At 66.4% G+C, this 25870-nt stretch carries 26 protein-coding genes and 2 pseudogenes; 13 read left to right on the forward strand and 15 right to left on the reverse strand.

The features are described 5' to 3' along the window. Nucleotides 1-3: 3 nt before the first annotated feature. Nucleotides 4-1455 carry an amidophosphoribosyltransferase gene (gene purF, locus LRS08_RS15300; protein ID WP_260480906.1) on the reverse strand — a complete coding sequence of 484 codons (1452 nt, stop codon included), beginning with the start codon at nucleotides 1453-1455 and terminating at the stop codon, nucleotides 4-6. A gap of 334 nt (nucleotides 1456-1789) precedes the next feature. On the opposite strand from purF, the gene katG reads away from it, so the two are divergent. From katG to LRS08_RS20145, 3 genes and pseudogenes are all read left to right on the forward strand, one after another. Next, nucleotides 1790-3976, forward strand: coding sequence for a catalase/peroxidase HPI (katG, locus tag LRS08_RS15305; protein WP_260480907.1), 2187 nt, complete (start codon nucleotides 1790-1792; stop codon nucleotides 3974-3976). A gap of 244 nt (nucleotides 3977-4220) precedes the next feature. Then, a pseudogene (locus LRS08_RS20350) lies at nucleotides 4221-4901 on the forward strand (Crp/Fnr family transcriptional regulator); the annotation flags it as partial. A 211-nt stretch (nucleotides 4902-5112) separates the two neighbouring features. Continuing rightward, nucleotides 5113-5778, forward strand: a complete 666-nt coding sequence (locus tag LRS08_RS20145) for an NAD(P)/FAD-dependent oxidoreductase (RefSeq protein ID WP_312026629.1) — start codon at nucleotides 5113-5115, stop codon at nucleotides 5776-5778. Between the two features lie 456 nt (nucleotides 5779-6234). On the opposite strand, the gene LRS08_RS15315 is transcribed toward LRS08_RS20145, so the two are convergent. Beyond that, complete coding sequence (locus LRS08_RS15315; RefSeq protein ID WP_257842866.1) at nucleotides 6235-6525, reverse strand: PilZ domain-containing protein; 291 nt, start codon at nucleotides 6523-6525, stop codon at nucleotides 6235-6237. 153 nt (nucleotides 6526-6678) lie between these two features. Between LRS08_RS15315 and LRS08_RS15320 the strand changes: the two genes are divergently transcribed. The 5 genes from LRS08_RS15320 to LRS08_RS15340 are packed head-to-tail and all read left to right on the forward strand — an operon-like array spanning nucleotide 6679 to nucleotide 11307. Next, complete coding sequence (locus LRS08_RS15320; protein ID WP_257842865.1) at nucleotides 6679-8163, forward strand: M28 family metallopeptidase; 1485 nt, start codon at nucleotides 6679-6681, stop codon at nucleotides 8161-8163. Further along, a complete protein-coding gene (hisI, locus tag LRS08_RS15325; RefSeq protein WP_257842864.1) occupies nucleotides 8163-8522 on the forward strand; it encodes a phosphoribosyl-AMP cyclohydrolase in 360 nt (119 codons plus the stop codon). The genes LRS08_RS15320 and hisI overlap by 1 nt, the downstream gene beginning before the upstream one ends. Next, nucleotides 8519-9028: a hypothetical protein gene (locus tag LRS08_RS15330; protein ID WP_260480908.1), complete on the forward strand. Its 510-nt coding sequence runs from the start codon at nucleotides 8519-8521 to the stop codon at nucleotides 9026-9028. Before hisI ends, LRS08_RS15330 begins: the two co-directional genes overlap by 4 nt. Nucleotides 9029-9060: 32 nt before the next feature. Continuing rightward, nucleotides 9061-9492 (forward strand): MerR family DNA-binding transcriptional regulator, encoded by a 432-nt coding sequence (locus LRS08_RS15335; RefSeq protein ID WP_257842862.1) that lies wholly within the window; start codon nucleotides 9061-9063, stop codon nucleotides 9490-9492. A gap of 15 nt (nucleotides 9493-9507) precedes the next feature. After that, nucleotides 9508-11307, forward strand: coding sequence for an acyl-CoA dehydrogenase C-terminal domain-containing protein (locus LRS08_RS15340; RefSeq protein ID WP_260480909.1), 1800 nt, complete (start codon nucleotides 9508-9510; stop codon nucleotides 11305-11307). A gap of 40 nt (nucleotides 11308-11347) precedes the next feature. Here the strand turns inward: LRS08_RS15340 and LRS08_RS15345 are convergent, their stop codons facing one another. Next, nucleotides 11348-11740 (reverse strand): hypothetical protein, encoded by a 393-nt coding sequence (locus LRS08_RS15345; protein WP_257842861.1) that lies wholly within the window; start codon nucleotides 11738-11740, stop codon nucleotides 11348-11350. 101 nt (nucleotides 11741-11841) lie between these two features. On the opposite strand from LRS08_RS15345, the gene LRS08_RS15350 reads away from it, so the two are divergent. The 4 genes from LRS08_RS15350 to LRS08_RS15365 all read left to right on the forward strand — a co-directional run bounded on the left by LRS08_RS15350 (nucleotide 11842) and on the right by LRS08_RS15365 (nucleotide 15074). Continuing rightward, the gene (locus LRS08_RS15350; protein ID WP_257842860.1) at nucleotides 11842-12714 is read left to right on the forward strand and encodes a hypothetical protein; all 873 of its coding nucleotides are present in this window, start codon (nucleotides 11842-11844) and stop codon (nucleotides 12712-12714) included. Nucleotides 12715-13111: 397 nt separating this feature from the next. Next, entirely contained in the window at nucleotides 13112-13597 is a 486-nt protein-coding gene (locus LRS08_RS15355; protein WP_257842858.1) for a PH domain-containing protein, read from the forward strand. Between the two features lie 8 nt (nucleotides 13598-13605). Continuing rightward, nucleotides 13606-14673: a PH domain-containing protein gene (locus LRS08_RS15360; RefSeq protein WP_260480910.1), complete on the forward strand. Its 1068-nt coding sequence runs from the start codon at nucleotides 13606-13608 to the stop codon at nucleotides 14671-14673. Beyond that, the gene (locus LRS08_RS15365) at nucleotides 14655-15074 is read left to right on the forward strand and encodes a PH domain-containing protein (protein ID WP_260480911.1); all 420 of its coding nucleotides are present in this window, start codon (nucleotides 14655-14657) and stop codon (nucleotides 15072-15074) included. Before LRS08_RS15360 ends, LRS08_RS15365 begins: the two co-directional genes overlap by 19 nt. On the opposite strand, the gene LRS08_RS15370 is transcribed toward LRS08_RS15365, so the two are convergent. From LRS08_RS15370 to LRS08_RS15410, 10 genes and pseudogenes are all read right to left on the reverse strand, one after another. Then, nucleotides 15067-15852, reverse strand: coding sequence for a cell wall hydrolase (locus tag LRS08_RS15370; protein WP_260480912.1), 786 nt, complete (start codon nucleotides 15850-15852; stop codon nucleotides 15067-15069). The genes LRS08_RS15365 and LRS08_RS15370 overlap by 8 nt on opposite strands. Before the next feature lie 37 nt (nucleotides 15853-15889). After that, a pseudogene (locus LRS08_RS20150) lies at nucleotides 15890-16135 on the reverse strand (cell wall hydrolase); the annotation flags it as partial. 338 nt (nucleotides 16136-16473) lie between these two features. Further along, nucleotides 16474-16758, reverse strand: a complete 285-nt coding sequence (locus LRS08_RS15375; protein ID WP_257842855.1) for a hypothetical protein — start codon at nucleotides 16756-16758, stop codon at nucleotides 16474-16476. A gap of 99 nt (nucleotides 16759-16857) precedes the next feature. After that, nucleotides 16858-17778, reverse strand: coding sequence for a cysteine synthase A (gene cysK, locus LRS08_RS15380; RefSeq protein WP_260480913.1), 921 nt, complete (start codon nucleotides 17776-17778; stop codon nucleotides 16858-16860). Then, nucleotides 17775-19100 carry an MFS transporter gene (locus tag LRS08_RS15385; RefSeq protein WP_257842854.1) on the reverse strand — a complete coding sequence of 442 codons (1326 nt, stop codon included), beginning with the start codon at nucleotides 19098-19100 and terminating at the stop codon, nucleotides 17775-17777. The genes cysK and LRS08_RS15385 overlap by 4 nt, the downstream gene beginning before the upstream one ends. 115 nt (nucleotides 19101-19215) lie before the next feature. Further along, nucleotides 19216-19707 (reverse strand): pyridoxamine 5'-phosphate oxidase family protein, encoded by a 492-nt coding sequence (locus LRS08_RS15390; RefSeq protein ID WP_257842852.1) that lies wholly within the window; start codon nucleotides 19705-19707, stop codon nucleotides 19216-19218. 77 nt (nucleotides 19708-19784) lie between these two features. After that, nucleotides 19785-20663 carry a hypothetical protein gene (locus LRS08_RS15395; RefSeq protein WP_257842851.1) on the reverse strand — a complete coding sequence of 293 codons (879 nt, stop codon included), beginning with the start codon at nucleotides 20661-20663 and terminating at the stop codon, nucleotides 19785-19787. Nucleotides 20664-20940: 277 nt separating this feature from the next. Further along, nucleotides 20941-21719 (reverse strand): IS5 family transposase gene (locus LRS08_RS15400; RefSeq protein WP_374580061.1). Its coding sequence is split into 2 segments (ribosomal slippage): nucleotides 20941-21362 and nucleotides 21362-21719, totalling 780 coding nucleotides; the frame shifts between segments, so codons are not numbered across the junction. An 89-nt stretch (nucleotides 21720-21808) separates the two neighbouring features. Next, complete coding sequence (locus LRS08_RS15405; RefSeq protein WP_257842849.1) at nucleotides 21809-22879, reverse strand: hypothetical protein; 1071 nt, start codon at nucleotides 22877-22879, stop codon at nucleotides 21809-21811. 223 nt (nucleotides 22880-23102) lie between these two features. Then, on the reverse strand, nucleotides 23103-23999 hold the full coding sequence (locus tag LRS08_RS15410) for an SDR family NAD(P)-dependent oxidoreductase (RefSeq protein WP_257842848.1): 897 nt from the start codon (nucleotides 23997-23999) through the stop codon (nucleotides 23103-23105). 36 nt (nucleotides 24000-24035) lie between these two features. On the opposite strand from LRS08_RS15410, the gene LRS08_RS15415 reads away from it, so the two are divergent. Continuing rightward, nucleotides 24036-24662 carry a tetratricopeptide repeat protein gene (locus LRS08_RS15415; RefSeq protein WP_257842847.1) on the forward strand — a complete coding sequence of 209 codons (627 nt, stop codon included), beginning with the start codon at nucleotides 24036-24038 and terminating at the stop codon, nucleotides 24660-24662. 85 nt (nucleotides 24663-24747) lie between these two features. Here the strand turns inward: LRS08_RS15415 and LRS08_RS15420 are convergent, their stop codons facing one another. Both LRS08_RS15420 and phoB read right to left on the reverse strand, forming a co-directional pair. Then, the gene (locus tag LRS08_RS15420) at nucleotides 24748-25020 is read right to left on the reverse strand and encodes a hypothetical protein (RefSeq protein ID WP_260480914.1); all 273 of its coding nucleotides are present in this window, start codon (nucleotides 25018-25020) and stop codon (nucleotides 24748-24750) included. A 156-nt stretch (nucleotides 25021-25176) separates the two neighbouring features. Next, on the reverse strand, nucleotides 25177-25869 hold the full coding sequence (gene phoB / locus LRS08_RS15425; RefSeq protein WP_257842845.1) for a phosphate regulon transcriptional regulator PhoB: 693 nt from the start codon (nucleotides 25867-25869) through the stop codon (nucleotides 25177-25179). Nucleotide 25870 lies beyond the last annotated feature (1 nt).

A 25870-nucleotide genomic window follows, 5' to 3' on the forward strand; every position in this document is an offset into this window, starting at 1 on the left:
GGATCAATGCGTCTCGTCGAGAAGGGCGAGCTGGCTCACCGCCTGCTCGTCATGGTCGGTCAGTTGCGTCGGATATTGCCCGGTGAAGCACGCATCGCAGTAACGCGGCAGCACGTCGCCGCGCTCCGCCTCGCCCAGCGCGCGGTACAGCCCGTCGATCGACACGAACGCCAGGCTGTCCGCCTTGATGAACTTGGCCATGCCCGCCACGTCATGTTGCGCGGCGAGCAGCTTGGAACGCTCGGGCGTGTCGACGCCATAAAAGCAGCTGTGCGTCGTCGGCGGGCTGGCGATGCGCATATGCACCTCGGCCGCGCCCGCTTCGCGCATCATCTCCACGATCTTCAGGCTGGTCGTCCCGCGCACGATCGAATCGTCGATCAGGATGATCCGCTTGCCCTTGATCAGCGCGCGATTGGCATTGTGCTTCAGCTTGACGCCCAGCCGCCGCACTTCCGCGCTCGGCTGGATGAAGGTGCGGCCGACATAGTGCGATCGGATGATGCCCAGCTCGAACGGAATGCCCGATTGCTGGGCGTATCCGATCGCGGCGGGGACGCCCGAATCCGGCACCGGGATCACGAGGTCCGCATCGACCGGCGATTCGATCGCCAGCTCCGCGCCGATGCCCTTGCGCACGGTATAGACCGAGCGATCCTGTGCGATGGAGTCGGGCCGGCTGAAATAGACCCATTCGAAGATGCACGGGCGCGGCGCGATCGCGGTGAACGGGCGGATCGATCGCATCTCGCCATCCTTGACGATCACCAGCTCGCCCGGCTCGACATCGCGGACATAGGCGGCACCGACCACGTCGAGCGCCACCGTCTCCGACGCAAAGATATAGGCGTCGCCCAGGCGGCCCATCACCAGTGGACGGATGCCCAGCGGGTCGCGGCACGCGATCATGCCTTCCTGCGTCATGCAGATCAGCGAGTATGCCCCCTCGACCTGCTTCAGCGCATCGATGAACCGGTCGAGCAGATCCTTGTACCCGCTGGTCGCGACCAGATGGATGATCGTCTCGGTATCCGACGTCGACTGGAAGATCGAACCCCGGCGGATCAACTCGCGGCGCAGGTGCATCGCATTGGAGATATTGCCGTTATGCGCCACCGCGAAGCCGCCGCTCGCCAGCTCGGCGTAGAGCGGCTGGACGTTGCGCAGCGCGGTCTCGCCTGTGGTCGAATAGCGGACGTGGCCGCACGCGACAGTCCCGGCCAGCGCGCGGATCACCTCGTCGCGGTCGAAATTGCCCGCGACATGGCCCATCGCGCGATGCGTATGGAAATGCGCGCCGTCAAAGCTGGTGATGCCGGCCGCCTCCTGCCCGCGGTGCTGCAACGCATGCAGCCCCAGCGCGACAAGCGCGGCGGCACCCTCGGCACCGGAAACACCAAACACGCCGCACTCTTCGCGCAGCTTGTCGTCATCGAACGGATTTGTGGTCAGCATCGGCCCTTCGGGGGAGTCGTTGGTCGATCCGCGGGCATATAGGCAGTCGATCCGGCTTTGTCGCCTGTTTGTCACATCAAATCCGGGATCATTGTGTTTCTGCGTAGGATTGGGAGGGGGAGGGGGCACCAATTCTCCTCCCCCTCCCCTGAGACAAGCTGAGGGGGAGGAACGAATTCACCCCAATCCCCACTCTGTTCGTCTCAATCGATGACAGTTGAATGACTTGATCGATTTCCTCACTCGCACTGACCGGTTTATCCCGTTTCCCCGACGGACCCGGCTCCGATAGCGTCGGCGCCACACCAACGACACCAGACGGAGGGATTCCCACATGGACGCGAAAACCGGATCGATCGACGGCGGCGGCTGCCCGATGCACAATGGCGGGGTCCGCGCGCTGCTGGGCCGCACCAACAAGGATTGGTGGCCCGAAATGCTGGCCACTGAAATCCTCAATCCCAACGGCCCGTCCAATCCGATGGGGCCGGACTTCGACTATGCCGAGGCGTTCAAGCAGCTCGACTATGCCGCGCTGAAGGCCGACCTGACCGCGCTGATGACCGACAGCCAGCCCTGGTGGCCGGCCGATTACGGCCACTATGGCCCGTTCTTCATCCGCATGGCCTGGCACGCCGCCGGCACCTATCGCACCGCCGATGGTCGCGGTGGCGCGAACAGCGGCCAGCAGCGTTTCGCGCCACTCGACAGCTGGCCCGACAACGGCAACCTCGACAAGGCGCGCCGGCTCCTTTGGCCGATCAAGCAGAAATACGGCAAGAATATCAGCTGGGCCGACCTGTTCATCCTCACCGGCAACGTCGCGATCGAGAGCATGGGCGGGCCCGTGTTCGGCTTCGGCGGCGGCCGCGCCGACGTGTTCGAGCCGGAGCGCGACATCTATTGGGGGAGCGAAGACAAGTGGGTGAACCAGGGCGTTCAGACCCGTATCGCTCCCGAACACGGCCTGCACGAGATCGAAGGCCCGCTCGCCGCGATCCAGATGGGTCTGATCTACGTCAATCCCGAAGGTCCCGGCGGCAATCCGCATGACGACGAAGGCATGGCCCGCGACATGAAGGAAACCTTCCGTCGCATGGCGATGAGCCCCGAGGAAACCGTCGCGCTCACCGCCGGCGGCCACACCTTCGGCAAGGCGCATGGCAATGGCGATCCCTCGCTGCTCGGCAACGCCCCCTCGGGCGGCGACCTCGTCGCACAGGGTTTCGGCTGGGTCAGCACGCACGAAAGCGGCGGCATCGGCGAGCATACCGTCACCAGCGGCATCGAAGGCGCGTGGACCAACACCCCGCGCGAATGGACCGAGAATTATTTCCGCCTGCTGTTCGACTATGAATACGAACTGGTGAAGTCCCCCGCGGGCGCCTACCAGTGGCAGCCGATCAACCAGAAGCCGGAGGACATGGCCCCGGCGGCGTGGGACCCGAACATCAAGGTCCCGACCATGATGACCACCGCCGACATGGCGCTGAAGCGCGACCCCGAATTCCGCGCGATCAGCGAACGCTTCCGCGCCGACCCTGAAGCGTTCAAGGACGCCTTCGCCCGCGCCTGGTTCAAGCTGACCCATCGCGACATGGGCCCCAAGGTCCGCTACCTCGGCCCGGAGGTGCCCGAAGAGGACCTGATCTGGCAGGACCCGATCCCCGCCGGCACCATGCCGAGCGACGCGCTGGTCGCCGAGGTGAAGGACAAGATCCGCGCGAGCGGCCTGACCGTCAGCCAGCTGGTCAAGACCGCCTGGGCCTCTGCCAGCACCTATCGCAAGTCCGACCATCGCGGCGGCGCCAACGGCGCGCGCGTTGCCCTCGCCCCGCAAAAGGACTGGGAGGTCAATGAGCCGGAGATGCTGGCCAAGGTGATCGACACGCTCAACGGCCTGCGCGGGTCGATGAGCCTCGCGGACGCCATCGTCCTCGGCGGCGTGGTCGGTCTGGAGATGGCGGGCGCCACCAACGTCCCCTTCACCGGCGGCCGCGGCGACGCAACGCAGGAGCAGACCGATGTCGAGAGCTTCGAGTGGCTCGAGCCGGAGGCCGACGCCTTCCGCAACTATCTCGGCAAGAAGAAGCTGGCGGTGAAGACCGAGGAAATGATGCTCGACCGCGCATCGTTGCTCGGCCTGTCGGTGCCGGAGATGACCGTGCTGATCGGTGGCCTCCGCGTCCTCGGCGCCAATCACGGTGAGCGCGGCCATGGCCACTTCACCAAGCGCTCGGGCCAGCTGACCAACGACTTCTTCGTCAACCTGCTCGGCATGACCAATGTCTGGAAGGCCGCCGAAGGATCGGACGACCAGGAATATATCGCGACCGACCGCGCCGGCGGCCACGAAACCTGGCGTGCAACCCGCGCCGACCTGATCTTCGGCTCCAACTCCGAACTGCGCGCCGTCGCCGAAGTCTATGCCGAGAATGGCGGCGAGGAAAAGTTCAAGCGCGACTTCGTCGCCGCCTGGACCAAGGTGATGAACGCCGACCGCTTCGACCTGAAGGGGTAACACCCGACTTTTCCTCCCCCCTCCCGCTTGCGGGAGGGGTCGGGGGAGGGCCTGTCCACTCACGAAACGGCCGCGACGGACACCCCCGTCGCGGCCGTTTCTCCACATCGTCACCCGGGTCAAGCCCGGGGTGACGGCATTGGGCGACGGCGGTCCAATCCCCACATCCCTTCGCATAGTTGCATCCCCACCACCTGCCCCTACACTCGCCTCCATGGAAACGATCGGCGGCGACCTCAGCACCATGACTCCGCGGCCCTTCGCAGAGCCGCATCTCGCCGCAATCCGCGCCATCTCGACCACCTGTCACTACCAACCCGGCGAAATCGTCCTCGAAGCCGGTGCACCGCAGGACCGCTTCGTGCTGGTCGAGGAGGGCGAGATCGAGGTCGCCGATCCCGTGACCGGCGAGCGCCTCACGCCAGGCACCATCGGCCCGGGCCAGTTCATGGGCGAATTGTCGTTCCTCAACGGCGGCCCGCTCACGCTCACCATGCGCGCCTGCGCCCCCACGCGGACGCTTGAGGCACCGCGCCCCGACATGCTCCGCCTGATGAGCGCGGTCCCCGAGATCGGCGACCATATCCTCACTGTCTTCTCCGCGCGCCGCCGCCGCATCTTCGAATCCGGCGACAGCAGCCTCGTCGTGCGCGGTGCGGAGCGCGACCCCGCCGTCGCGCGCGTCGCCAGCTTCCTCAACCGCAACCGCATCCCCTTTCACGAAGAGGCGGACGGCGAACCCCAGGTCCTCTGGTCGGGCAATCCGATCCCCGATCCAACGCCCCGCGCCGTCGCCCGCCATCTCGGCCTCGACCTCAAGGCCAGCTCGACCGAGCTGTTCGACCTGCTGATCGTCGGCGCGGGCCCCGCCGGCGTCGCTGCCGCAGTCTATGCCGGGTCGGAAGGGCTGCGCGCACTGGTGATCGAGGATACCGCGATCGGCGGACAGGCCGGGACCAGCTCGCGGATCGAAAATTACATGGGCTTCCCCACCGGCATTTCCGGCGCGGACCTCACCTTTCGGGGCCAGGTTCAGGCGATGAAGTTCGGCACCTGCTTCGCCATGCCGCGCCGGGTCGAGGCGATGGCCCGGCACGTAAACGGCTTCTGCGTCGCGCTCGACGGCGGGGGAGGAATTGTGCGCCCGCACCGTGCTCGTCGCCACCGGCGTGCAGTATCGCCGCCTGCCGCTCGACCGCCTCGGATCCTTCGAAGGCGCGGGCGTCTACTACGCCGCCACCGAGATGGAGGTGCGCCTCTGCGCGCAGACCGAGGCAGTGGTCGTCGGCGGCGGCAACAGCGCGGGGCAGGCGGCGATGTACCTCTCGCGCGTCGCCAAATGCGTCCATGTCGTGGTGCGCGGCGCCAGCCTCGCCGACACGATGAGCGCATACCTCCGCGAGCGGCTGGAGGCCGACCCGCGCATCGTCATCCACACGCACAGCCAGCTCGAACGGCTCGACGGCGACGACCATCTCGAACGCGTCGTGTTCACCGGACCCTCGGGCAGCCACGCGGTCGATTGCCGCGCGCTGTTCATCATGATCGGTGCCGCGCCCAATACCGAATGGCTGTCGGGACTGGTCGAACTCGACCATCACGGCTTCGTGCGCACCGGGCGGGAGGTCGGCGGATCGTCGAGCTACGCCACCTCATGCCCCGGCATCTTCGCGGTCGGCGACGTCCGCTCCGGCTCGGTCAAGCGCGTCGCGAGCAGCGTCGGCGAAGGCTCGGTCGTCGTCAGCGCGATCTGGACCCATATCAACGCACCCCCGCCGGCGGAGGTCGGGATCGGGGGGTAGGACGCGTCACCCACGCCGCGCCGGTGCTCCGCCACCCACCACGCGACGAAACTCGCATAGGACGGCCACAGCGTCAGTCCCAGACGTGCATCGCGCGTCGCCACCTCGGGCCGGCCCCACTCGTCGCGCTGCACCAAATGATGCGCCCGTCGGCCTTCCACCGCACATGCGAATGAGCGCCGGAGGTTAGCGGCCGCTCGATGCTACCGTCGGCAAAAGGCCCCGGTACGACCGAGGCCTGAAGCTTACTTGCCCTTCTCTTTTTCCTTGGCGCAGCAGGGACAGTCCTTGCCGCAGCAGTCGCTCGCATTCATCGCCTGAACCTCCGAAATTGTGTGCCAAGAATAGCACGCCAGTGATGGGCGGCAATCCCGAACGAACACCGCGCCGCATGCGATCATGAGAGGTTCTAAGGTGTGGACCGATCCCGCGCGCGGTATCCCGAGCGCGCCCTTCTCACACTGGCGCGAGCAATGCCGATAGGGCTGCAGCAGTGAGCGGCGCGATGAAGCGAACACCGCATTTGCCCTGAGACGTCCACATGATGATGCCGCGCCACTGGTCATCCTTCCAGCGCAGGATGACAGGGTCGCCGACTTTCACCTCGGTCGGGCAGTGCAGGCGCGCGCCACCTTCCGAAACGTCGAGCAAGTGCACCCTCAGCGTGCGACCGCCGACCGTCAGTTCCCCGAGTTGAAATATCTTGCGCCGCGGTTGGGGACGTGAGTCCGAAATCGCAATCGTCACTGTCGATCTCCCACTCTGGTGAGTTCGACGCGTGACGAACACGGCAGTTCCGAAGAAAGGTGCCTAATGCCGCGCACACGAATTTTTATCGGCACTGCCTCCGACCCCTCCACCCACCTTGGCACTCCCACCACGCCCCCCTAAGCTCCCACCATGCTCGCCCTCATCGCCTTGACCCTCGCCCAGTCCGCCCCCGCCACCGCCGACGCGGACACCAAAGCCTGGTGGGCGATCACCGCCGAACTCTCGGGCGACGACATGGAAGGCCGCGAGACCGGTTCGCCCGGCCATGAACGCGCCGCGAAAATCGTCGCCGGCCGCCTCGCCAAGGCCGGGGTCAAGCCGCTCGGCACCAACGGCAGCTGGTTTCAGCCGATCGCGATGGAGGAGACCGCGATCCGCAGCGCGGACATCCGCGTCGACGGCGCGAAACTGCGCTTCCTCCACGACCTCACCGCCAGCCCGACCAACGTCCACCCGACCTTCGCCGGAATGATCGTCTATCGCGGCTATTGCGGGGCCGATGCGCTCGGCGATGTGCGCGGCAAGATCGTGATCTGCCACAACACCCGCCGCGCCGGACTGCCCTCCGCCGACGACCGCGAAAAGGCGCTCACCGCCGCCGGAGCTACCGCGATGCTCGCCATCGCCGACCCCGGCTTCACGGTCGAGCCGCCGCGCTGGCCCTCCGCCTATGCGCGCAGCGTGCGGATCGCGGGCACGCCGGTGGCCCCGGTCAAGCTCCCCGTCCTGACCCTCAACGCCGACGCGCTCGGCAAGCTGATCGGCCCGCGCCACGACGCGGCAAAGCTGATCGCGGATGGCAGCAGCGGCGCACCGCTCCCGTCGTTCGATCCCGAAACCATCTTCACCGCCAGCTTCGACCTGACGCAGCGCAAGCTCAGTTCCTCCAATGTCATCGGCATCCTCCCCGGCACCGATCCCGCCTTCGCCGATCAGGCGATCGTGCTCACCGCGCATCTCGACGGCTATGGCCATGGCGAGCCGGTCGACGGCGACGGCCTGTATAACGGCACGCTCGACGATGCCGCCTATGTCGCGCTGATCGTGCGGCTGGCCGAGCGGCGCGCAGGGAAGGGGTTCCGTCGCCCAATCGTCTTCGCGATCGTCACCGGCGAGGAAAAAGGGCTGCTAGGCTCCCGATATTTCGTCGAAGATCCGACGCTCCCGCTCGCCCGCATCGCGGGCAACATCAATCTCGACCAGCTCCGTCCGATCTTCCCGCTCGAACTGCTCACCGTCCACGCGCTCGACGATTCGACGCTCGGCGACGACGCCCGCGCGGTCGCAACCGGCATGGGCATCGCGGTCCAGCACGACCCGGAACCCGAACGCCGGTTGCTGATGCGCACCGATCACTGGAACTTCATCCGCGCCGGCATCCCCGCGACCAACTTCGTGTTCGGCTACCGTCCGGGGACGCAGAGCGAGGCAATCTACCGCCAATGGTATCGCACCGGCTACCACAAGCCGCAGGATGACCTGAACCAGCCGATGGACTGGAAGGCCGCCGCCGACTTCAACCGCTTCTTCTACACGCTGACGCAACGGGTTGCGGACAAGGACACGCCCCCGCAATGGAAGCCGGACAGCAAGCTGAAGCCAAAGGCACCGTAATGTCCGACGACCGCGATTCCACGCTCGACCTGAACCCGAACTACGACGCCAACGGCCTGATCACCGCCGTCGCCACGCACGTCGCGACCGGCGAGCTGCTGATGCTCGCGCACATGAACGCCGATGCCTTGGCGAAAACGCTGGAAACCGGCGAGGCCTGGTTCTGGTCGCGCAGCCGCCAGCGCCTCTGGAAAAAGGGCGAGAGCAGCGGCCATGTCCTGCGCGTGGTCGAGGCGCGGATCGACTGCGACCAGGACGCGCTGTGGCTGAAAGTCGACCCCGCCGGCCCCGCCTGTCACACCGGCGAGCCCGGCTGCTTCTTCCGCCGCATCGAGAACGGCAAGCTGGTGCGCGGGTGAGGGGAGGGGCCGCTCTCGCCGTCGCGCTCCTCCTCGCCGCCTGTTCCGGCAGCGACCCTCAGCCCGGCGCATCCCCCACACCCCCCAGCCTCGAATCCGCAGCGATCGAACGCGGCATCGTCCGCGATCCCAGGGCGAGCGACGTCACCGGCCTCTACGCCCGCGACACCGACCGGCTGTGCGTCGTGCCCGACGGCACCGCCTATCGCGTCGGCGCGTTCGTCGATTATGGCGACAAGGTCAGCTGCACCGGCCGCGGCACCGCCGCGCGCTCCGGCTCGACGCTCGCGATCGAATTGAAGGGCAAGGGCGGCGAGGCATGCAGCTTCGACGCGAAGTTCGACGGCGACCGCATCACCTTCCCCGCCAACGTCCCCGACGCCTGTGCCAAACTCTGCGGCCCCCGCGCCTCCTTCGCCGCGCTGGAGGTGGAGCGCCTCAGCGAATCCGCGGCGGAGGCAGAAGCGCTCCGAAGCGCAGAAGGTGTCCGACTCTGCGGTAGTTGACGTTAACGTAAGGTCGGCGTAAATCGACTCGCATGGCAACGAAACTGAAGGCCGTGGCCAGCTTCGCCCCGATCGAAGCCCGCCCGGACAAGGAGAGCTTTTCGATCTCGGACCTGTGCGCCGAGTTCGACGTCACCGCACGCGCGCTGCGCTTCTACGAGGACGAGGGCCTCATCGCCCCCGAGCGCCGCGGGCTTCAGCGCATCTATTCGCACCGCGACCGCGCCCGGCTCGCTTGGATCCTGCGCGGCAAGCGCGTCGGCTTCAGCCTCGCCGAAATCCGCGAGATGATCGACCTCTACGACGTCGGCGACGAACGCCGCACCCAGCATCAGGTCACGCTCGACAAGTGCCGCGCGCGCATCGACCTGCTCGAACGGCAAAAGCTCGATATCGACGCCGCCATCGCCGAACTCGAAGATTTCGTCGCGGTCCTCGAAGGCCGCGCCACGCCCATCAAATAAGAGAGACCGAGAGAGATGCCCCGCTACAATCCCCCCGTCCGCGACACCCGTTTCGTGCTCGATCGCGTGCTCAAGATCGACCGCTACGCCAACCTCCCCGGTTTCGCCGCCGCGACCCCCGATGTGGTCAGCGCGGTCCTCGAAGAGGGCGGCAAGTTCGTCGCCGAGGTCCTGTTCCCGATCAACCATAGCGGCGACCAGCAGGGCTGCACCCGCCACCCCGACGGCAGCGTCACCACCCCCGACGGCTTCAAGGAAGCCTACCAGCAGTTCGTCGGATCCGGCTGGGGCACGCTCAGCGCACCCGAGCAGTTTGGCGGCCAGGGCATGCCCCACGTCGTCTCGACCGCGTTCCAGGAATATATGATCAGCTCCAACATGGCCTTCGCCATGTACCCCGGCCTCACCCACGGCGCGATCGAGGCGCTGCTGGCCAAGGGCAGCCCGGAGCAGCAGGAGAAATACGTCCCCCGCATGGTCAGCGGCGAATGGGGCGGCACGATGAACCTGACCGAACCGCATTGCGGCACCGATCTCGGCCTCATCAAGACCCGCGCCACCCCCAATGCCGACGGCAGCTGGTCGATCACGGGGACGAAGATCTTCATCTCCTCCGGCGAGCATGACCTCACCAGCAACATCATCCACCTCGTCCTCGCCAAGACGCCAGGCGCGCCGGAGAGCAGCAAGGGCATCAGCCTGTTCGTCGTCCCCAAATTCATGGTCAACGACGACGGCAGCCTGGGCGCGCGCAACGCCGTTTCCTGCGGCTCGATCGAGCACAAGATGGGCATCCACGCCAACTCCACCTGCGTCATGAACTATGACGGCGCGACCGGCTGGCTGGTGGGCGAGGAGATGAAGGGCCTCGCCGCCATGTTCATCATGATGAACGCCGCCCGCCTCGGCGTCGGCCTTCAGGGCCTCGGGATCGGCGAAGTCGCGTACCAGAACGCCGTGCAATACGCCCACGACCGGCGTCAGGGCCGCGCGCTCACCGGCCCCGCCGAGCCGCAGGAAAAGGCCGACACCCTGTTCGTCCACCCCGATGTCCGCCGCATGCTGATGGAGGCGAAGGCGATGACCGAGGGGCTGCGCGCCCTGTGCCTGTGGGGCGGCCTCCAGGTCGACCTGGCGCACAAGGCGGCGAGCGAGGAGGAGCGTCAGCTCGCCGACGACCTGATCGGCCTGCTGACCCCCGTGATCAAGGGCGTCGGCACCGACGCCGGCTACCGCATCGCGACGGACAGCCAGCAAGTCTATGGCGGCCATGGCTACATCGCCGAATGGGGCATGGAGCAGTATGTCCGCGATGCCCGCATCGCGATGATCTATGAAGGCACCAACGGCGTGCAGGCGATGGACCTGGTCGGCCGTAAGCTCGCCCAGAATGGCGGCCGCGCGGTCCAGACCCTGTTCCGCATCGTCGCCGAAGAGGTCGCCGCCGCCAAGGCCAGGCCCGAACTGACCCACCTCGCCGAAGCGCTCGAAAAGGCCAATGGCCAGCTTCAGGCCGCGACCATGTGGTTCATGGCCAACGGCATGAAGGATCCCAACCAGGTCGGCGCCGGCGCGTACAGCTACATGGAGCTGATGGGCACCGTCGCGATCGGCCTGATGTGGCTCCGCATGGCCGACGCGGCTGTGCAGGCACTGGCCGAAGGCGACGACGACAAGGCATTCTACGAAGCCAAGCTGGTCACCGCCCGCTTCTACGCCGACCGCATCATGCCCAACGCCGGCGCACTCCGCCGCAAGATCGAAAGCGGCGCGGAGACGATCATGGCGCTGCCGGTGGAGGCGTTTGGGGTTTGAGGGGAGGGGCGTTAGCGCTTTTTTGTCGGCCCGGATCAGATTACCCCACATCTAATTGATGTGAATTCGGCTCATGAGCTGGATGGCGTTCAACGCCATCCAGCTTTGACGCAGCCCTCTCCATCGAAGCCTTTCTCGCTACAAATGTCTGACCAATATCCTTAGCTTGACCAGCTGGTAGTTTTTCAATCGCCCTCTGAATGTAGCTAAGCTCATCTTGAAGTGTGTCGCGTGGAACTAGGCCACAATGCACTTGCTGATCTAGCCAGAATATTGCTGCATTGACAATATAATCAGCGCGCTTCATTTCTCTCGAAATTCTGATTGAATTCAGATAGTGTTCGCTGCCCTTTTCAAAATTTCCGCGCCTAAATTCGAGCAGGCCCTGTGCGGCTTCGGCAAACGCGGAAATCTCTCGGTTGCTACCTGCCATCTTGTATAGTTCTTTTACGTGATCCTGCGCTTGCTTTAGGTCGCCACCATACGCGGCGTCTAACCGGTCCTCTGCATCACATCAGCAAAGGACCTGCGGAAATGAACGCCTTCACCCCCGCCGAACCGGCGCCCTACGACGTCTCGACTTTCAACCACGCCGCCTTCCACGAACTCGAACCCGGGGTGCCCGATGCCCAGCGTTACGACGGCTGGACCGCCGAAAAGCAGAAGCGCTTCCTCACCGCCCTCGCGCGTGGGCATAATGTGACCAAGGCGTGCGCCATCGTCGGCATGTCGCGCCAGACCGCCTATGCCCTGCGCGACAGCGCGCGCGGCGCGGCGTTCGCGCTGGGGTGGAAGGCGGCTCAGCTGCGCGCCCGCGACTCCCTCGCCGACGAACTGATGGACCGCGCCTTCAACGGCGTGCGCGAATCCGTCACCGGCGACGATGGCCGCATCACCACGCGTCACCGCTACGACAACCAGCTGGCGTGGAAGATGCTGAACCGGCTCGACAAGCGCGCCGACGCCGCCTGCACCGATGCCGACGCCGCCGCCGTCCGGCTCGCCGCGGCGGACTTCGAACAGTATCTCGATCTGGTCGAACAATCGGCGGCACCGGGCCGCGCCGGCGTGTTCCTCGCCGCGCGCTTCGGGGCGGCGGGGGTGGCGAGTGAGGACGACCTCGCCCCGATCCGCACGCTCGCCCGCGCCGATCGCTGGCTGCGCACCCATGTCGATGACAGCGCCGCCGTCCCCGCCACCGACCTCGACCCCGCCGACCGCGCGACATGGACCGACGAACAATGGCGCCGCGCCGAAGCCATCGGCCTTGTCGCGCTCGCCGCCGAAGCCCCGCCGGAGGAGGCGCCTGACAGCCCGTCCGACACCCGCGATTCTTGTCAGGATCGTCTGGCCTTCTCCGATGTTCATGACGGTCTGGTCCGGTGGAGCGACGCGCATCGCGCCTAGCGCACCGATTTCCCACCACCCCCCGGCTTCGACGGCTACGAGGAGGGCGAACTCCTCGTCGACGACTATCAACGCGAATTGACGGAAGAGGAGGAAGCCGCCGTCACGGCCGCCGATGCCGCCGAACGCGCCCAACTGATCGCCGCCGGCCACGCCGCCCGTGAAGCCTGGCTCGCTAAGACCCGCGCGGCGGCGGGGCTGGGGGCACCCAATAATCCTCCCCCGCCAGGGAGTGTCGGGATGGATTGCTCCCAGCAATCAAGCCGGTGCCGGGGGCACCGGCGACCCGACACTGTGGCGCGCAAAGCGCGACGGAGGGGGAGGAAGGGAAACCGCCCGTGGAGGAATAGTCGCGCCACCCCCTTGAGCCTTTCGCCCACCCCGCCATAACGGAGGAATGCTACTCCCGGACACGCCGCTTCACCCGCTCGAGCGCGGCCAGCTCAACGCGATGCGCCTCACCGGTGCGGCCTTCTGGGCCGTCGCCACGCTTGTCTCGATCGGACCGGGCTTCGGCCTCAGCACCGCGTTCGACTGGTTCCCGCTGTGGCTCCCACCGCTGGTCATCGCCCCGCTCGGGCTATGGTCGGTGCTCTATGCCACGCCCAAGCGCTGGAGCCGCTGGGGCTGGGCGTGGACGGGGAAGGAACTGCACGTCGCCTCGGGATGGCTCGCCCGCCGCCACACCATCGTCCCCGCCGCGCGCGTCCAGCATATCGACGTGGCACAGGGGCCGATCGAGCGGATGTTCGGCGTCGCCACATTGGTCCTCCACACCGCGGGGACCGCGAACAGCGAGGTGCAGCTGCCCGGCATCACCCGCGAGACGGCGGAGGAGATCCGCGACGCGATCCGCGACCAGCTCACGGTCGACCCGTGGTGAGCGCGGAGGTGAGCGAGGGGGTGGCCGAACCGGAGACGCTTGAGGACCACGAACCCCGCCGCGTCCATCCGGGCACGATTGGCATCTGGTTCCTCAAAAAGGCGCCCCAGAACGTCGTCGGCCTGCCCGCGATCATCGGCATCACCTCCGGCCGCGGCCTCGGCTGGATCGCTTTGGCGGCGCTAGTGGTCGGCGCTGCCAGTCTGGTGTGGACCTGGATCAACTGGCGGCGCTTCACCTATGCCGTCACCGACAGCGAATTGGTGGTCGAACGCGGCCTACTCAACCGCACCCGCCGCTCGATCCCCTTGGAGCGCATTCAGGACGTCGGCATCGAACAGGGCCCGCTGTCCCGCATCTTCGGCCTCGCCGAAGTCCGCGTCGAAACCGGCGGCGGCGACAAGGACGAAGCGGTCTTGGACAGCGTCTCCCTGTCCGAAGCCGCCCGGCTGCGCGGAGCCCTGCGCGGCGCCCCGGTGAAGCGGGTCAGCACCGGCCTCGACCTGCCGGTCGAGGACACGCTGACCGAAGTGTTTGTGATGTCGCCGCAGCGGGTGTTCCTGCTGGGATTGTTCAGTTTCTCGCTGGTCTGGATCGCCGCCCTTGCCACCGCGATCCAGTTCATCGGCGATGCGATGGGCTTCGGCTGGGACGAAATCGCCGACATGGCGCAATCGGCCCAGGGCGAAGTGCGCAGCCGGTTGACCTACTCCACCGGCTTCGGCCTGTTCGGTGTGGTAGTGCTGTTGGGGGTGATCACCGGGGTGGCCCGGACGGTGCTGCGCGAATGGAATTTCAAGCTGCGCGCCGGGATCGGCCGGTTCCGCCGCACCAGGGGGTTGCTGACCCGCAGCGAAGTGGTCGTGGCGATGCGCCGCATCCAGCTGGCCCTGATCCAGCGCGGACCGTTCCGGGGGCTGCTCGGCTGGAATGCCCTGAGTTTCCAGACGCTTGGTGGCAGCAACGACCCCAGCGGCCGTCAGGTCATGGCCCCCTGGCCCGCGATTTCGAAGTGGCCGGAATTGTCGACCGCGCCGGTCTGCCCCCCTTCGAACGATTGCCGCTCCGCCCCGTAGCCCCGGCCCATATCCTTCGGGCCCTCGTCCTCGCCGTTCCGCTGCCCCTGCTGGTCATCGCCGCCGCCCTGCTGCTGACCCCCTTGGCCTGGCTAGGCCTGATCCTCACCGTCCCGCCGGTCCTCACCGCCCTGCTGCAACGCAAATTCCACCGCTACGCCCTCCTCAGCGCCAGCCTGCAAGTAATGCGAGGCGTGCTGGCCCAGCGCGACTGGATCGTCCCGGTCGACAATGTTCAGGTCGTGACCCTCCGTCAGGGCCTGATCCAGCGCTGGCTGGGGCTGGTGACGGTCGAAGTCGACACCGCCGGAGCCGGAATGGGGCCGACGCCCGCCGTGGTCGACGTCACAGCAGAAGACGGCGCAACCCTGGCCCGCGACCTGGCCGCCGGGATCAGTTAGTGGCTGGAGGAACGACCGGAGCCGGATCGCTCTTCCGCCGAACCCCGCTCAGCCCATCCGGCCCACCCGGCGTCGCCGAAGGAGCCGGGGCAGGGGCAGCCGCCGCAACCGGCGTCCGCCGCATGCATTGGATCGGGCTGGGCCGCTTGAATTCCCCGCAATTCCACAGCGCCTTGCCGAACCCCTGTTCCTTGTCGCGAAGATAGCTGAACGACATCGCCTCGATCTGCGCCGGGGTCAGCGCCGCGCCAACCGCCGGCACCTTGGCCCGATCGGTCCAGCCCAGAAACTTGCAATAGGCCCGCTCGCCACAGGTCCGGATCGCCAGCGCCGCAAAGCCATCCGCCCCCATCGCCTTGTCCAGCGCGACATGGAAACTGTCGCCCCCCGCCGCCACCGGCTTGGGCACCGCAGACTCCGGAATGGTGTCCGGATCGAGCATCGCCGCCGGGTCGACCACCCCGGCCAAAGCGACTTCGCCGCCAGCATGGAAAGGGGAGAGCGCGGCCATCTTGGCAAAAACCGGCTCCGAGCCGGCATAGCCCCGCCGGAACGCTGCCGGCGTGCCCCACCACCCGGTCCAGCGGAAGAAGAGGTGCGTGTTCACCTCCGCCACCTTGTCCAGGCTGGAGCTCCAGTAAGGCACCACCCAGTCGGTGTGGTAATGCGTCGAATACCCGACCTTGGCGAACACCGCCCCCGTCAGCGCCTGCTGCGCGATCGTCTGCGCCCGGCCCCAGGCGGCGGGGGGAGGGGATACGCCGCATCGCGCCGTCACAGGTGAAGGTGAACTGGCACCCCGTCCGACGCTCCTGCCCCTGGAACACGACGCCGCACACCGATTTGGGGAAAGCGGGGTGCCGCATCCGGTTGAGCACCACCTGCGCCACCGCGCGCTGGCCGACCGGATCGTCGCCCGCCTCATACCAGGTCGCCGCAGCAAGGCAGTCGACCGCTCGCCCGAAATCCTCCGCCCCGGCGTCGAGGATCAGCGGGCGCGCCGCCGGATTGGGGGCGGTGGAAAAGGGGATCGTCGCATTGAATGTCCGCGCATCTTGCATCGACAGCGCGGCGAGCCGCACCGGCTCGACCTCGGGCAGCTCGGCCTTGGGCACGACTCGTTTGGGGCGCGTGATCTCCGCCAGCACCGGAACGTCCGGCACAGGTGCGAGTTGCACCACAGCCAACGGCACCGCGACAGCGCCGAGCGCAATCGCCGCAAGCGCGAGCCTCAGACCCGGCGCAAGCCGCGGCGTCGCTACCGGTACGAGAGATGAGGTCACAGGGAGCGCGCGGTCCTTCAGCGGCGACAAGCCAACAACGCTGGCCGTCGTCCTTTAGCGCAAGACAAGCGCGCGGCAAACCGCGCCGCGCCCCCCGGACGTCAGACCGCCTCAGTTCAGGGCCAGAAGCCCGTCGCCTCGCACAGGTCCCACTGGTCTGCCACCTTCATGCGGCAGCTGCTGTCGATCGCATTGCAGCGCGCATATTCGCGCTCATAGCGCTTGAAGCAGCTTTCCAGAGCCTTGGCTTGCGGTGCGCCTGCGGGTTTGACCGCGGTTTGGACCAGCCGTGCGCTGGCAGCCGGTGCGGCAACTGCGGCCACCTTGGCACCCGCAGCCCGCACAGCAGAGGTCTTGTCGCTGCCGAACACCATCGGCCACGCCAGAAAGATTGCCAGCATCACGCTGACACAGATCATTGCATTCCGCACGATTTCCCCCGGAATCCGTGTTCCCCGACTCAGGACAGCTTATTCGTTTTGGGACGGAATGCGAGTCTTTCAGGCCTCCGGAAGGAAGTCCGGAACACTCAAATAGCGCTCACCTGTATCATAATTGAACCCTAGCACGCGCGAACCGGCCGGAAGATCGCCCAGCTTCTTCGCAATCGCCGCCAGAGTCGCGCCCGACGAGATGCCGACGAGCATGCCTTCCTCACGCGCCGCGCGGCGGGCGAATTCCTTGGCGTCGGCGGCATCGACCTGAATCGCACCATCAATCGCGTCAGTATGGAGGTTTTTCGGAACAAAGCCCGCGCCGATACCCTGGATCGGATGCGGACCCGGCTGCCCCCCTGAAATGACTGGCGACAGTTCAGGCTCGACCGCGAATACTTTGAGGCTGGGCCAGCTTTTCTTCAACGTCTCGGCGACCCCGGTGATGTGCCCGCCGGTACCCACTCCGGTGATGATCACATCGGGCGGGCTGTCGGCGAAGTCCGCGAGGATCTCCTGCGCGGTGGTGCGGACGTGGACATCGATATTGGCCGAATTCTCGAACTGCTGTGGCATCCACGCGCCCGGTGTCGATTCGACGATCTCGATCGCCCGCTCGATTGCGCCCTTCATCCCCTTTTCACGCGGGGTGAGGTCGAAGCTCGCGCCATAGGCCAGCATCAGGCGGCGGCGCTCGATGCTCATGCTTTCCGGCATCACCAGGACCAGCTTGTACCCCTTTACCGCCGCGACCATCGCCAGGCCGACGCCGGTATTGCCGCTGGTCGGCTCGACGATCGTGCCGCCGGGCTTCAGGCTGCCATCGGCCTCCGCCGCCTCGATCATCGCCAGCGCGATGCGGTCCTTGATCGAGCCGCCGGGGTTGGAGCGCTCCGACTTGATCCACACTTCGGCATCGGGGAACAGCTTGCTCACCCTGATGTGCGGCGTGTTGCCGATCGTTTCGAGGATCGTGTTCGCCTTCATGCCTTGATCTCCTCTGGCGGGGAATTCTCGAGCGACGCGGGCGGATCGAAGGTCCGCGCGCGCCGCAATTCGGGGAAGATACGCGCCCAGAGCGCGGTTACCAAGATAGCAGCGATGCCGCCGCCCACGGTCGCGACGATTGGACCGATCAGCGAGGCGAGAAAGCCCGATCGCGCCTCACCCAGCTCGTTCGAGCTGGAGATGAACAGCGTGGACACCGACCCCACTCGCCCGCGCATTGCATCCGGCGTGTGCAGCTGGATCAATGACGAGCGGACATAGACCGAGATCATGTCGAAGCCCCCCAATGCGATCAGCGCGGCGATCGAGACCAGCACTGCGGGTGCCAGTTCGTTTCCGATCATCGACGCGCCGAACCAGCGGGTCATCAGCGGCCCGGCCCAGCCGAACACGGTGGTCGCGACGCCGAAGCCGATCACGGCCCATAGCATCTTGACCCCGACATTGGTCTTCAGCGGTCGCCATGACAGCACCACCGCGACAGCCACCGCGCCGACGGCGGGGGCCGCGCGCAAGTGTCCCAGCCCATCCGCGCCGATCATCAGGACGTCGCGGGCGTAGATCGGGAGCATCGCCGTCGCACCGCCCAGAAGCACGGCGAACATGTCGAGGGAGATCGCGCCGAGGACCAGACGATTGCGGCGGACGTAGCGCAGCCCTTCGATCATTTGCATGAGGGGATTGCCGACACGGGCAATCGTACTGCGCGCCACGGGTGTGACCAGCATCATCATCAAGAACGCGACGCCGAACAGACCGGTCGCGACCCAATAGGGTACTGCAGGACCGACCGCATAGAGGTAGCCACCCATCGCCGGGCCGCCGATCGATCCGACTTGCCATGCCAGTGCGCTCAGCGCGATCGCGGTGGGGAGCGAGGCAGCGGGAACGAGATTGGGGGCGAGTGCCTGCTGTGCCGGGCTGATGAACGCGCGCGCGACGCCGAGCAGTGCGGCGATGCCGAACAAAGCGGGCAGGGTGATCGTGTCGGTCTGGGTCAGCCAGGCGAGCCCGGCGGCGCACCCCAGTTCCAGCGCGATTGACGCGCGGACAATCCAGCGCCGATCAAGCCGGTCGGCGACCCAGCCGGTGACGAGGGTGAGCGCGAGAAGGGGCAGGAACTGGACGAGTCCGACAAAGCCGAGTTGGAGCGCTGCCTGTCGAATCCCCATCGTCTCGCGGGCGATGTCATAAACCTGCCAGCCGATGACCACGACCATCGACAGCCCCGCCAGTGTCGAGGCGAGCCGTGCGATCCAATAGGCCCGGTAGTTGTGGATCGAAAAGGGATGCGCGGCCATGGGATCCTGTCCGACCGCCGGTCCCGATGACCCGCAGTCGATCCGGCCTTAGGGGCTGGCGAACGCTTCGCGCAATGAAGTTATCGTTGCGCGAAGCGGTTGCCGCGTTTGACGATCAGGCGAGCGAGACGTCGGCGACCTTGTCCCGATAGTCTGCCTTGGGATCGGCCCCGAGAAGCATCTTGACGCCAGCGAACAGGCTGTTCTCGTTGAGCCAGATCTGCCCGTGTTCCGTGTCGAGGCGAAGCAACTGGAGCGTGGGATCATCCTTTCCGCCTTCATACCAGGCGGCGATGAACGGGTTCCACAGACGGTCGATCACGTCGCGATCGTTGTCGGCGACGAGATTGCCGTGGAGCGTTGCCCAGAGATCATGTCCCTTCGACGCGAAATGCGCCATCGCGCGATGGCTTTCGCTAAGTGCCTGGACGAGTCCGTTGTCTTTGGTGGTGAAGAACCAGATCGGGCCGCCCTCTTGATTCTCGTCGCGCAGTGCGGTCATGGGCTGGGCGTGGCCGTCGCGGACGCCGTCGAGTCCAAGAAAAAGGGTGCGGTCGCTGTCGAGTGCTTTCCAGAATTTGTCGGCGAGTTCCTGCGGGTCGGACATCGGGCTGCTCCTCTATGGGGTGAGTTGCAGCAGCAACGGATGGCGGCGCAGGGCGGTTCCGGAGCTTAGGGTGGACCCTACCCCAAATCCGGCGCGGCGGTCCGGTGTCGGATATAGGCGGTTCCGGGCAGGCGCATCGGAAAGCCACATTGGCCCAGCCGGCCAATCAACTGCCGCGCGCGATTGGAGAGCGCGGTGCGACCCGCAACCGCCCTGGAATCGTCGACCGGACGAAGCCCCGCTCCGGCGCGCGCGAGCAGCCCGCGATCGACCAGCGCATCGATATTGCGTGACGTGGTGGCATAGGGGAGACCCAGGATCCGCGCGGCGGTGCTGGTACGGATGACCGGGTCGCTCGCCCCGTCTGTCCCGGCATAGGCGTAGCGGCGATGCGCCCATTCGATCGCGAGCAGTAGTGCGAGCCGCGTAAAATTCTCCTCGCGCCCGCCATGGCTCTCGACTGCGGCGAGCAGCAGATCGAGCGCGATGCCAACGCCAGATCGCGCGTCGTAGGTCATGTCCGCCGCGGGGTGAGGCAAGGCGAAGCCCGCATTGCTCAAATCCTCGACGAGTCGGACCAGCAGGTCGTGCGCGCTGTCGGTCATCCGGGCGACGCGCGGCTCCCCAAGTGCCTCGACCGTCACCGACAAGCCGGTCGGGGAGCGCGCGATCAACTGATCGTCGATCAAGGCGTTGGCATGTCGCCGGGTCGTTTCGAAGGGGCGGCCGAGCGAGGCGGCGAGCGCGTTGATACTGACCGGTCGCTTTCGACCCGGTGTCTGGTCGAACGGCCCACAGGCGCGCGCCGTGGCGGCAAACAGGATCGCGCTGTTGAGATTGCCGAATGCGTCCAGCGCATGCGCAAGGGCGGACACGGTGAACTCAAGGATGTGGAGATCGAACCGCGATCCGTCGAGTTGGCCGAGCCCCTGCTGACGGGCAGATTCAGGCAGCATCGCCCGCGGCCGGTTCGATACAAGGTAAATTCGGACGCAACAAAGTCACAACTTCCCCCAAAACGGAGGGAAGTAAGGGCGCTCTGCAGCACGGGTGCAACGTGCCTGCTACTCATTTTGCGCGGGAAGCAGGTTGTGAACGTTAAAAAATGGGCGATACGGCCCTTGAAGCGCGCGATACCGGGTCAGTTGTCCTGACAGCATCCCGTGCTTTACTTGTGCGATCAAGTCGCAATTGCGTCCGTCCTGGATGTCGTTGCGACGCTAGGGTCGGGACTCATAACCACCATGTGACGGCTGCGGCGAGGTAGATGGCGCTGAGGAAGTTGGTGGCGAGCTTGTCGTAGCGGGTGGCGATGCGGCGATAATCCTTGAGGCGGCAGAACATGCGCTCGACGGCGTTGCGGCCCTTGTAGAGCGTCTTGGAGAAGCAGCTTTTCCAGCGGCGGTTCGTCTTGGAGGGGATGTTCGGAACGGCACCCTGCCGCTCGATCAGGTCGCGGATCGCATTGCTGTCGTAAGCCTTGTCCGCGAGCACGATGGTGCGCGGCGCGAGATCATCGAGCAACACATCGGCTGCGCGGCAGTCGGCGACCTGGCCACCGGTCAGCAGGAAGCGGAGCGGCCGACCTTCGCCGTCGGTGAGCGCGTGGAGCTTGCTGTTGCGGCCGCCCCGGCTGATCCCGATCGCCTGGACGAGCGCCCCCCTTTTCCACCGCCCGCGGAGCGGTGCGCCTTCATATGCGTGCTGTCGATCAGGACCTCGGCGGGCGGCCCGCCTGCTGCCGCGAGCGTGACGAACAGCTCCTGCCACACACCCTTTGCCGCCCAGCGCACGAACCGGTTGTAGAGCGTCTTCCTCGGCCCGTAGCAGGCCGGCGCGTCGACCCAGCGCCCGCCCGACTTCACCACATGAATGATGCCGCTGATCACCCGCCGATCATCGACCCGCGCCACACCGCGCACCTTGTCCGGCAGCAGCGGACGCAGCCGCTCGAACTGGGCTTCACTCAACCAAAACTCGCTCAAATCCACGCTCCTGCTGGCGCAGCGCATGAATCACATCCCAGCCGCCAAGGGAATCCCGTTTATGGGTCCCGACCCTAGTTGAACCGGGGCGCAGGAATTCCGCGCCCCGGTCCGGCTCAGGCATAGGCCACTTCGCGTGCGGGCACCGGCGGGAGCCGGTCGCCAAGCCCGCCGAGCGGGCCGACCACCAGCCGCCGCATCGGCTGCCAGAAGGCCGACAGGGTCAGCAGCGCCGATCCGATCACCAGTGCAGTCAGCGCGGCGCCCAGTTCGACCGCGCCAGCCGTCTGGAGCAGCGCGTACATGGCGTAGAGGACGTAAACGAGGCTCGAGACCAGCAGTGCGCGACGATCGACGGCGAGGGCGACGATCGCGAAGCCGACATAGAGCAGCAGCACCACCGCCGCGATCGCCGGCTGGACCGACCCGTCGAACACACCGAGCATGTGGAAGATCGGGTGCGCGATCATCGGTGCCGCCGCCAGATGAAGCCAGAAGGCGACATCGGCGCGGCGGGTCTTGCGTTCGCGGTCCGACATGTCCCACCGCATCGCAAACAGGAACATCAGCACCCCGCCAGCAAGGACGATCGGCATCGACCATTCCTTGGCGCCGGGGAATGCAAGCATGATCAACGCGATGACGACACCGATCACCGCAACTGCCCCCGCCGCGACGGTGATGGGAACGACGAAGCGCCGCCAGTGCAGCCACGCCGCCGCAGCGGTCGCGAGACCCACGGTCGCTGCGATCCCCGCCGCGACCTGACGCTGGAGCGTCTCGTTCCCGTTGCCGACATAGCGCTCCAGCAGCTCGACATTGTCCGCGACCACGCCGACCAGCGTCGCGGCAATGCCGCCGACGAACGCGAGCAGCAGCAGAATGCTGGGCAGCGCCATGCGGCGCACCCGCGTGAAATATTCGGCGAGGCCCCAGGCGAGCGCCGCAACCGCAAGGCCCCCCAGCCATGGTTTGATCTCGCCCCCGATCTTGGCCACCGCAACCAGCATCAGCGCTGCGGCGATCGAGACGAAGATGTCGTTGAACCCGGTGAGCAACCGGAAATGCTCCTCGTCGGCGATCGGCGCAGAGCGCATCGCCGCGATATGATCGCGGAATGCGGCGGCCGCCTCGGGGCTTATGGCCCCGGCCTCCACCGCGCTGTTCAGATCCACTTCGCTGTACATGGCAGTCCCTCCTGTATCGGAGAGACTGCCACAGGTGTGTTAGCGACGCAATACGCCGTGACGGTGCTAGACTGTTTGGAGCTCAGCTGCACCGGCAGCAGTCCCCCACGGGTCCCCGCAAAGTAACGATTGCCGGGCCACCCGCACCCGGCCACCCAACGACAGTGTAGTCTATGGGTGGCCGGGTGCGGGAGCGGGCTGGTGCCGCATCACTGAAAACGGCTTACCCCTGTAGTTTCGCCATGATCGTCATCGCCTGTTCGCCGCCTGATTTGGGGACGATCTCGCCGGTGCGGTCGGTGATCTGCGCCCAGTGCGCCGCGACCCCCTCGGGCGTCATCTCGTCGCCGGTCAGATGGACGCCCTGGGTCAGGGTGACATAGGCGGCTTGGAAGACCCCCGCACCCGCGCCGACAATCGCGTTGGTGGGCGCGTCATCGCTCACCAGAAACAGGGCGGCGGGGGCGACGCTCTCTGGCGTGAACGCCTTGAACGCGGCCTCCGGGAAAATGTCCTCCGTCATCCGCGTGCCTGCGGTGGGAGCGAGGGTGTTGACGCGGATATTATACTTCGCGCCCTCAAGGTGGAGCGTCTTGGTGAGACCGGCGAGGCCGAGCTTTGCCGCACCGTAATTGGCCTGCCCGAAATTGCCGTACAGGCCACTTGACGAGGCGGTCATCAGGATGCGGCCGTAATTCTGGTCACGCATCGTTGCCCACACCGCCTTGGTCGCGTTGGCCGATCCGTTGAGGTGGACGTCGATGACGAAGCGGAAATCCTCCGGCTCCATGTTGGCGAAGCTCTTGTCGCGCAGCACGCCGGCATTGTTGATCAGGATATGGACGCCGCCCCATGCCTCCGTGGCGCGGGCCACCATTTCCTGCATCTGGGCATAGTCGGTGACGCTGCCGCCATTTGCCATCGCCTCGCCGCCCGCCGCGACGATCGCTTCGACCACCTGCTGCGCCGCGTCCGACGCGCCGCTGCCGTCGCGCGATCCGCCAAGGTCGTTGACCACGACGCGCGCGCCACGCCGGGCGAGCTCGAGCGCATAGGCTCGTCCCAACCCTCCGCCAGCGCCCGTGACGATCGCGACCTTGCCGGCGAAACTGATGCTCATAACCCCTCCGAGTTGACGTTTGCGTCAGGCTATGCGGTGCGCGCGCGCGGCTGGCAAGTGGAGCGAACGTCGCGCTGGATTCCGCATTTGTCGATTTGGGTAAGTTGCGATACGGTCGGCTGTTCGAAGAGGAGGTTAGTCATGCGTCTTGTCCTGTTCGCTATCGCTGCTTGTGCACTGTCTTCGCCCGCCGTCGCGCAGAGTTCCACCGGTCAACCGACCGGGTCCAGCTCCTACACGCCGAATTTGAATCTCATGCCAGCCGCAACGCTGGTGCGCGCGCGGCATAATCCAGCGCGGGTGGAGACCGCCCGCAATCTGGTCGCGCAGGAGAAGTATCGCGAAGCGCTGGCCGAGCTGGGCAGCCCGTTCGTGCACCCGCAAAGCCGGGACGCGCAGCTGCTGAAGGGCGTGGCGTGGCTCGAAATGGGAGACGCGCAGGCGGCGCGTCGTTTCTTCCGCGACGCGGCAAAGGCGAGCCGGCACCGCGATGTCGCCGCGATGACAGGGCTTGCGCTGGCCGAGATCAAACTCGGTGATATCGATGCGGCCAGGTCGGTTCTGCACAAGTTGCAGCGGCGTCAGGCGGCGTGCGGTGGGATGTGCGACAGCGCCGCGTCGCTCGACGCAGCGGTCGGCGGGCTGACGAAGGTGATCGGCTGATCACGCTACCCAGCGCCGCAAAGCAGATGGGGCGCGGACGATCTGTCCGCGCCCGATCCGTTAGCCGCCACGCTGACGGCAGTTGTCATACTGACCCTTTTTGCAGATCGGATAATGGGCCAGCGGCGCGGGGGGCCGGATAGGCCTCGCTCGGCGAGACCGAGGGCTTGAAGATCACCGTCGCGCCCGGCGGGGGCGGGGTCGGCATCGGCGGTGTGGCGGGCTGATAGCCGCCGACCGGATCGTCGACCGTCTGGGTGGCGGTTTCGGGCGTCGCGGGTGCAGCGGGCGTTGCCATATCCTGCGCCGCAGCGGTGCTGGCCACGGCGAGCGCGGCCGCAAGGGCGATCAGCTTCATCAATCTTCTCCTGACATCGTTACGCTTCGGAGCGAATTGCTCGGCGCGACAACGTTTCAGGAGTGGAATCTTTCCGTGTTTGCCTGGTGCTTCCAACCCGCTGGATGCAGGCGGCATCGGCCCGGTGCCACCTGTCAGCGCAACTGACTCAGCAAATCAATGCCCCGCGTCGAGCGAATAGCCGGCCGAGCGTACGGTGCGGATGATGTCCGGGCGATTGCCGATGTTGATCGCCTTGCGCAGGCGCCGGATGTGCACGTCCACCGTGCGGCTTTCGATGTCGCTGTCATGCCCCCACACCGCGTCGAGCAGCCGCTCGCGCGAGAACACCCAACCCGGATGCTCGAGGAAATGCTTGAGCAACCGGAACTCGGTCGGGCCGAGGGGTACGACCTCGCCTCCGCGCCGCACCTTGTGGCCGACCGTATCCATCTCGATGTCGGAATAGGTCAGCGCCTCGCCTGCCAGCGCCGGGCGCACGCGGCGCAACACCGCGCCGACGCGCGCGACCAGCTCGCGCGGGGAGAAGGGCTTGGTGACATAATCATCGGCCCCGGTTTCCAGCCCGCGGACGCGATCCTCTTCCTCGCCGCGCGCGGTGAGCATGATGATCGGCACATTCGCGGTCTCGCTCATCCGGCGCAAGCGGCGGCAGACCTCGATCCCCGACAGGCTTTCGACCATCCAGTCGAGCAGGACGATGTCCGGCGGCGATTCCTGGGCGAGCAGCAACGCCTCCTCGCCATCGGGGGTATGGCGGACCTCGAAATCCTCACGCCGGAAATGATAGGTGAGGAGTTCGGCAAGCGCCGCATCGTCCTCGACCAGCAACATGCGCGCGCGGCTCATT

The organism is Sphingomonas sp. J315, assembly GCF_024666595.1.
In the GTDB taxonomy this organism is placed as follows: Bacteria; Pseudomonadota; Alphaproteobacteria; order Sphingomonadales; family Sphingomonadaceae; genus Sphingomonas.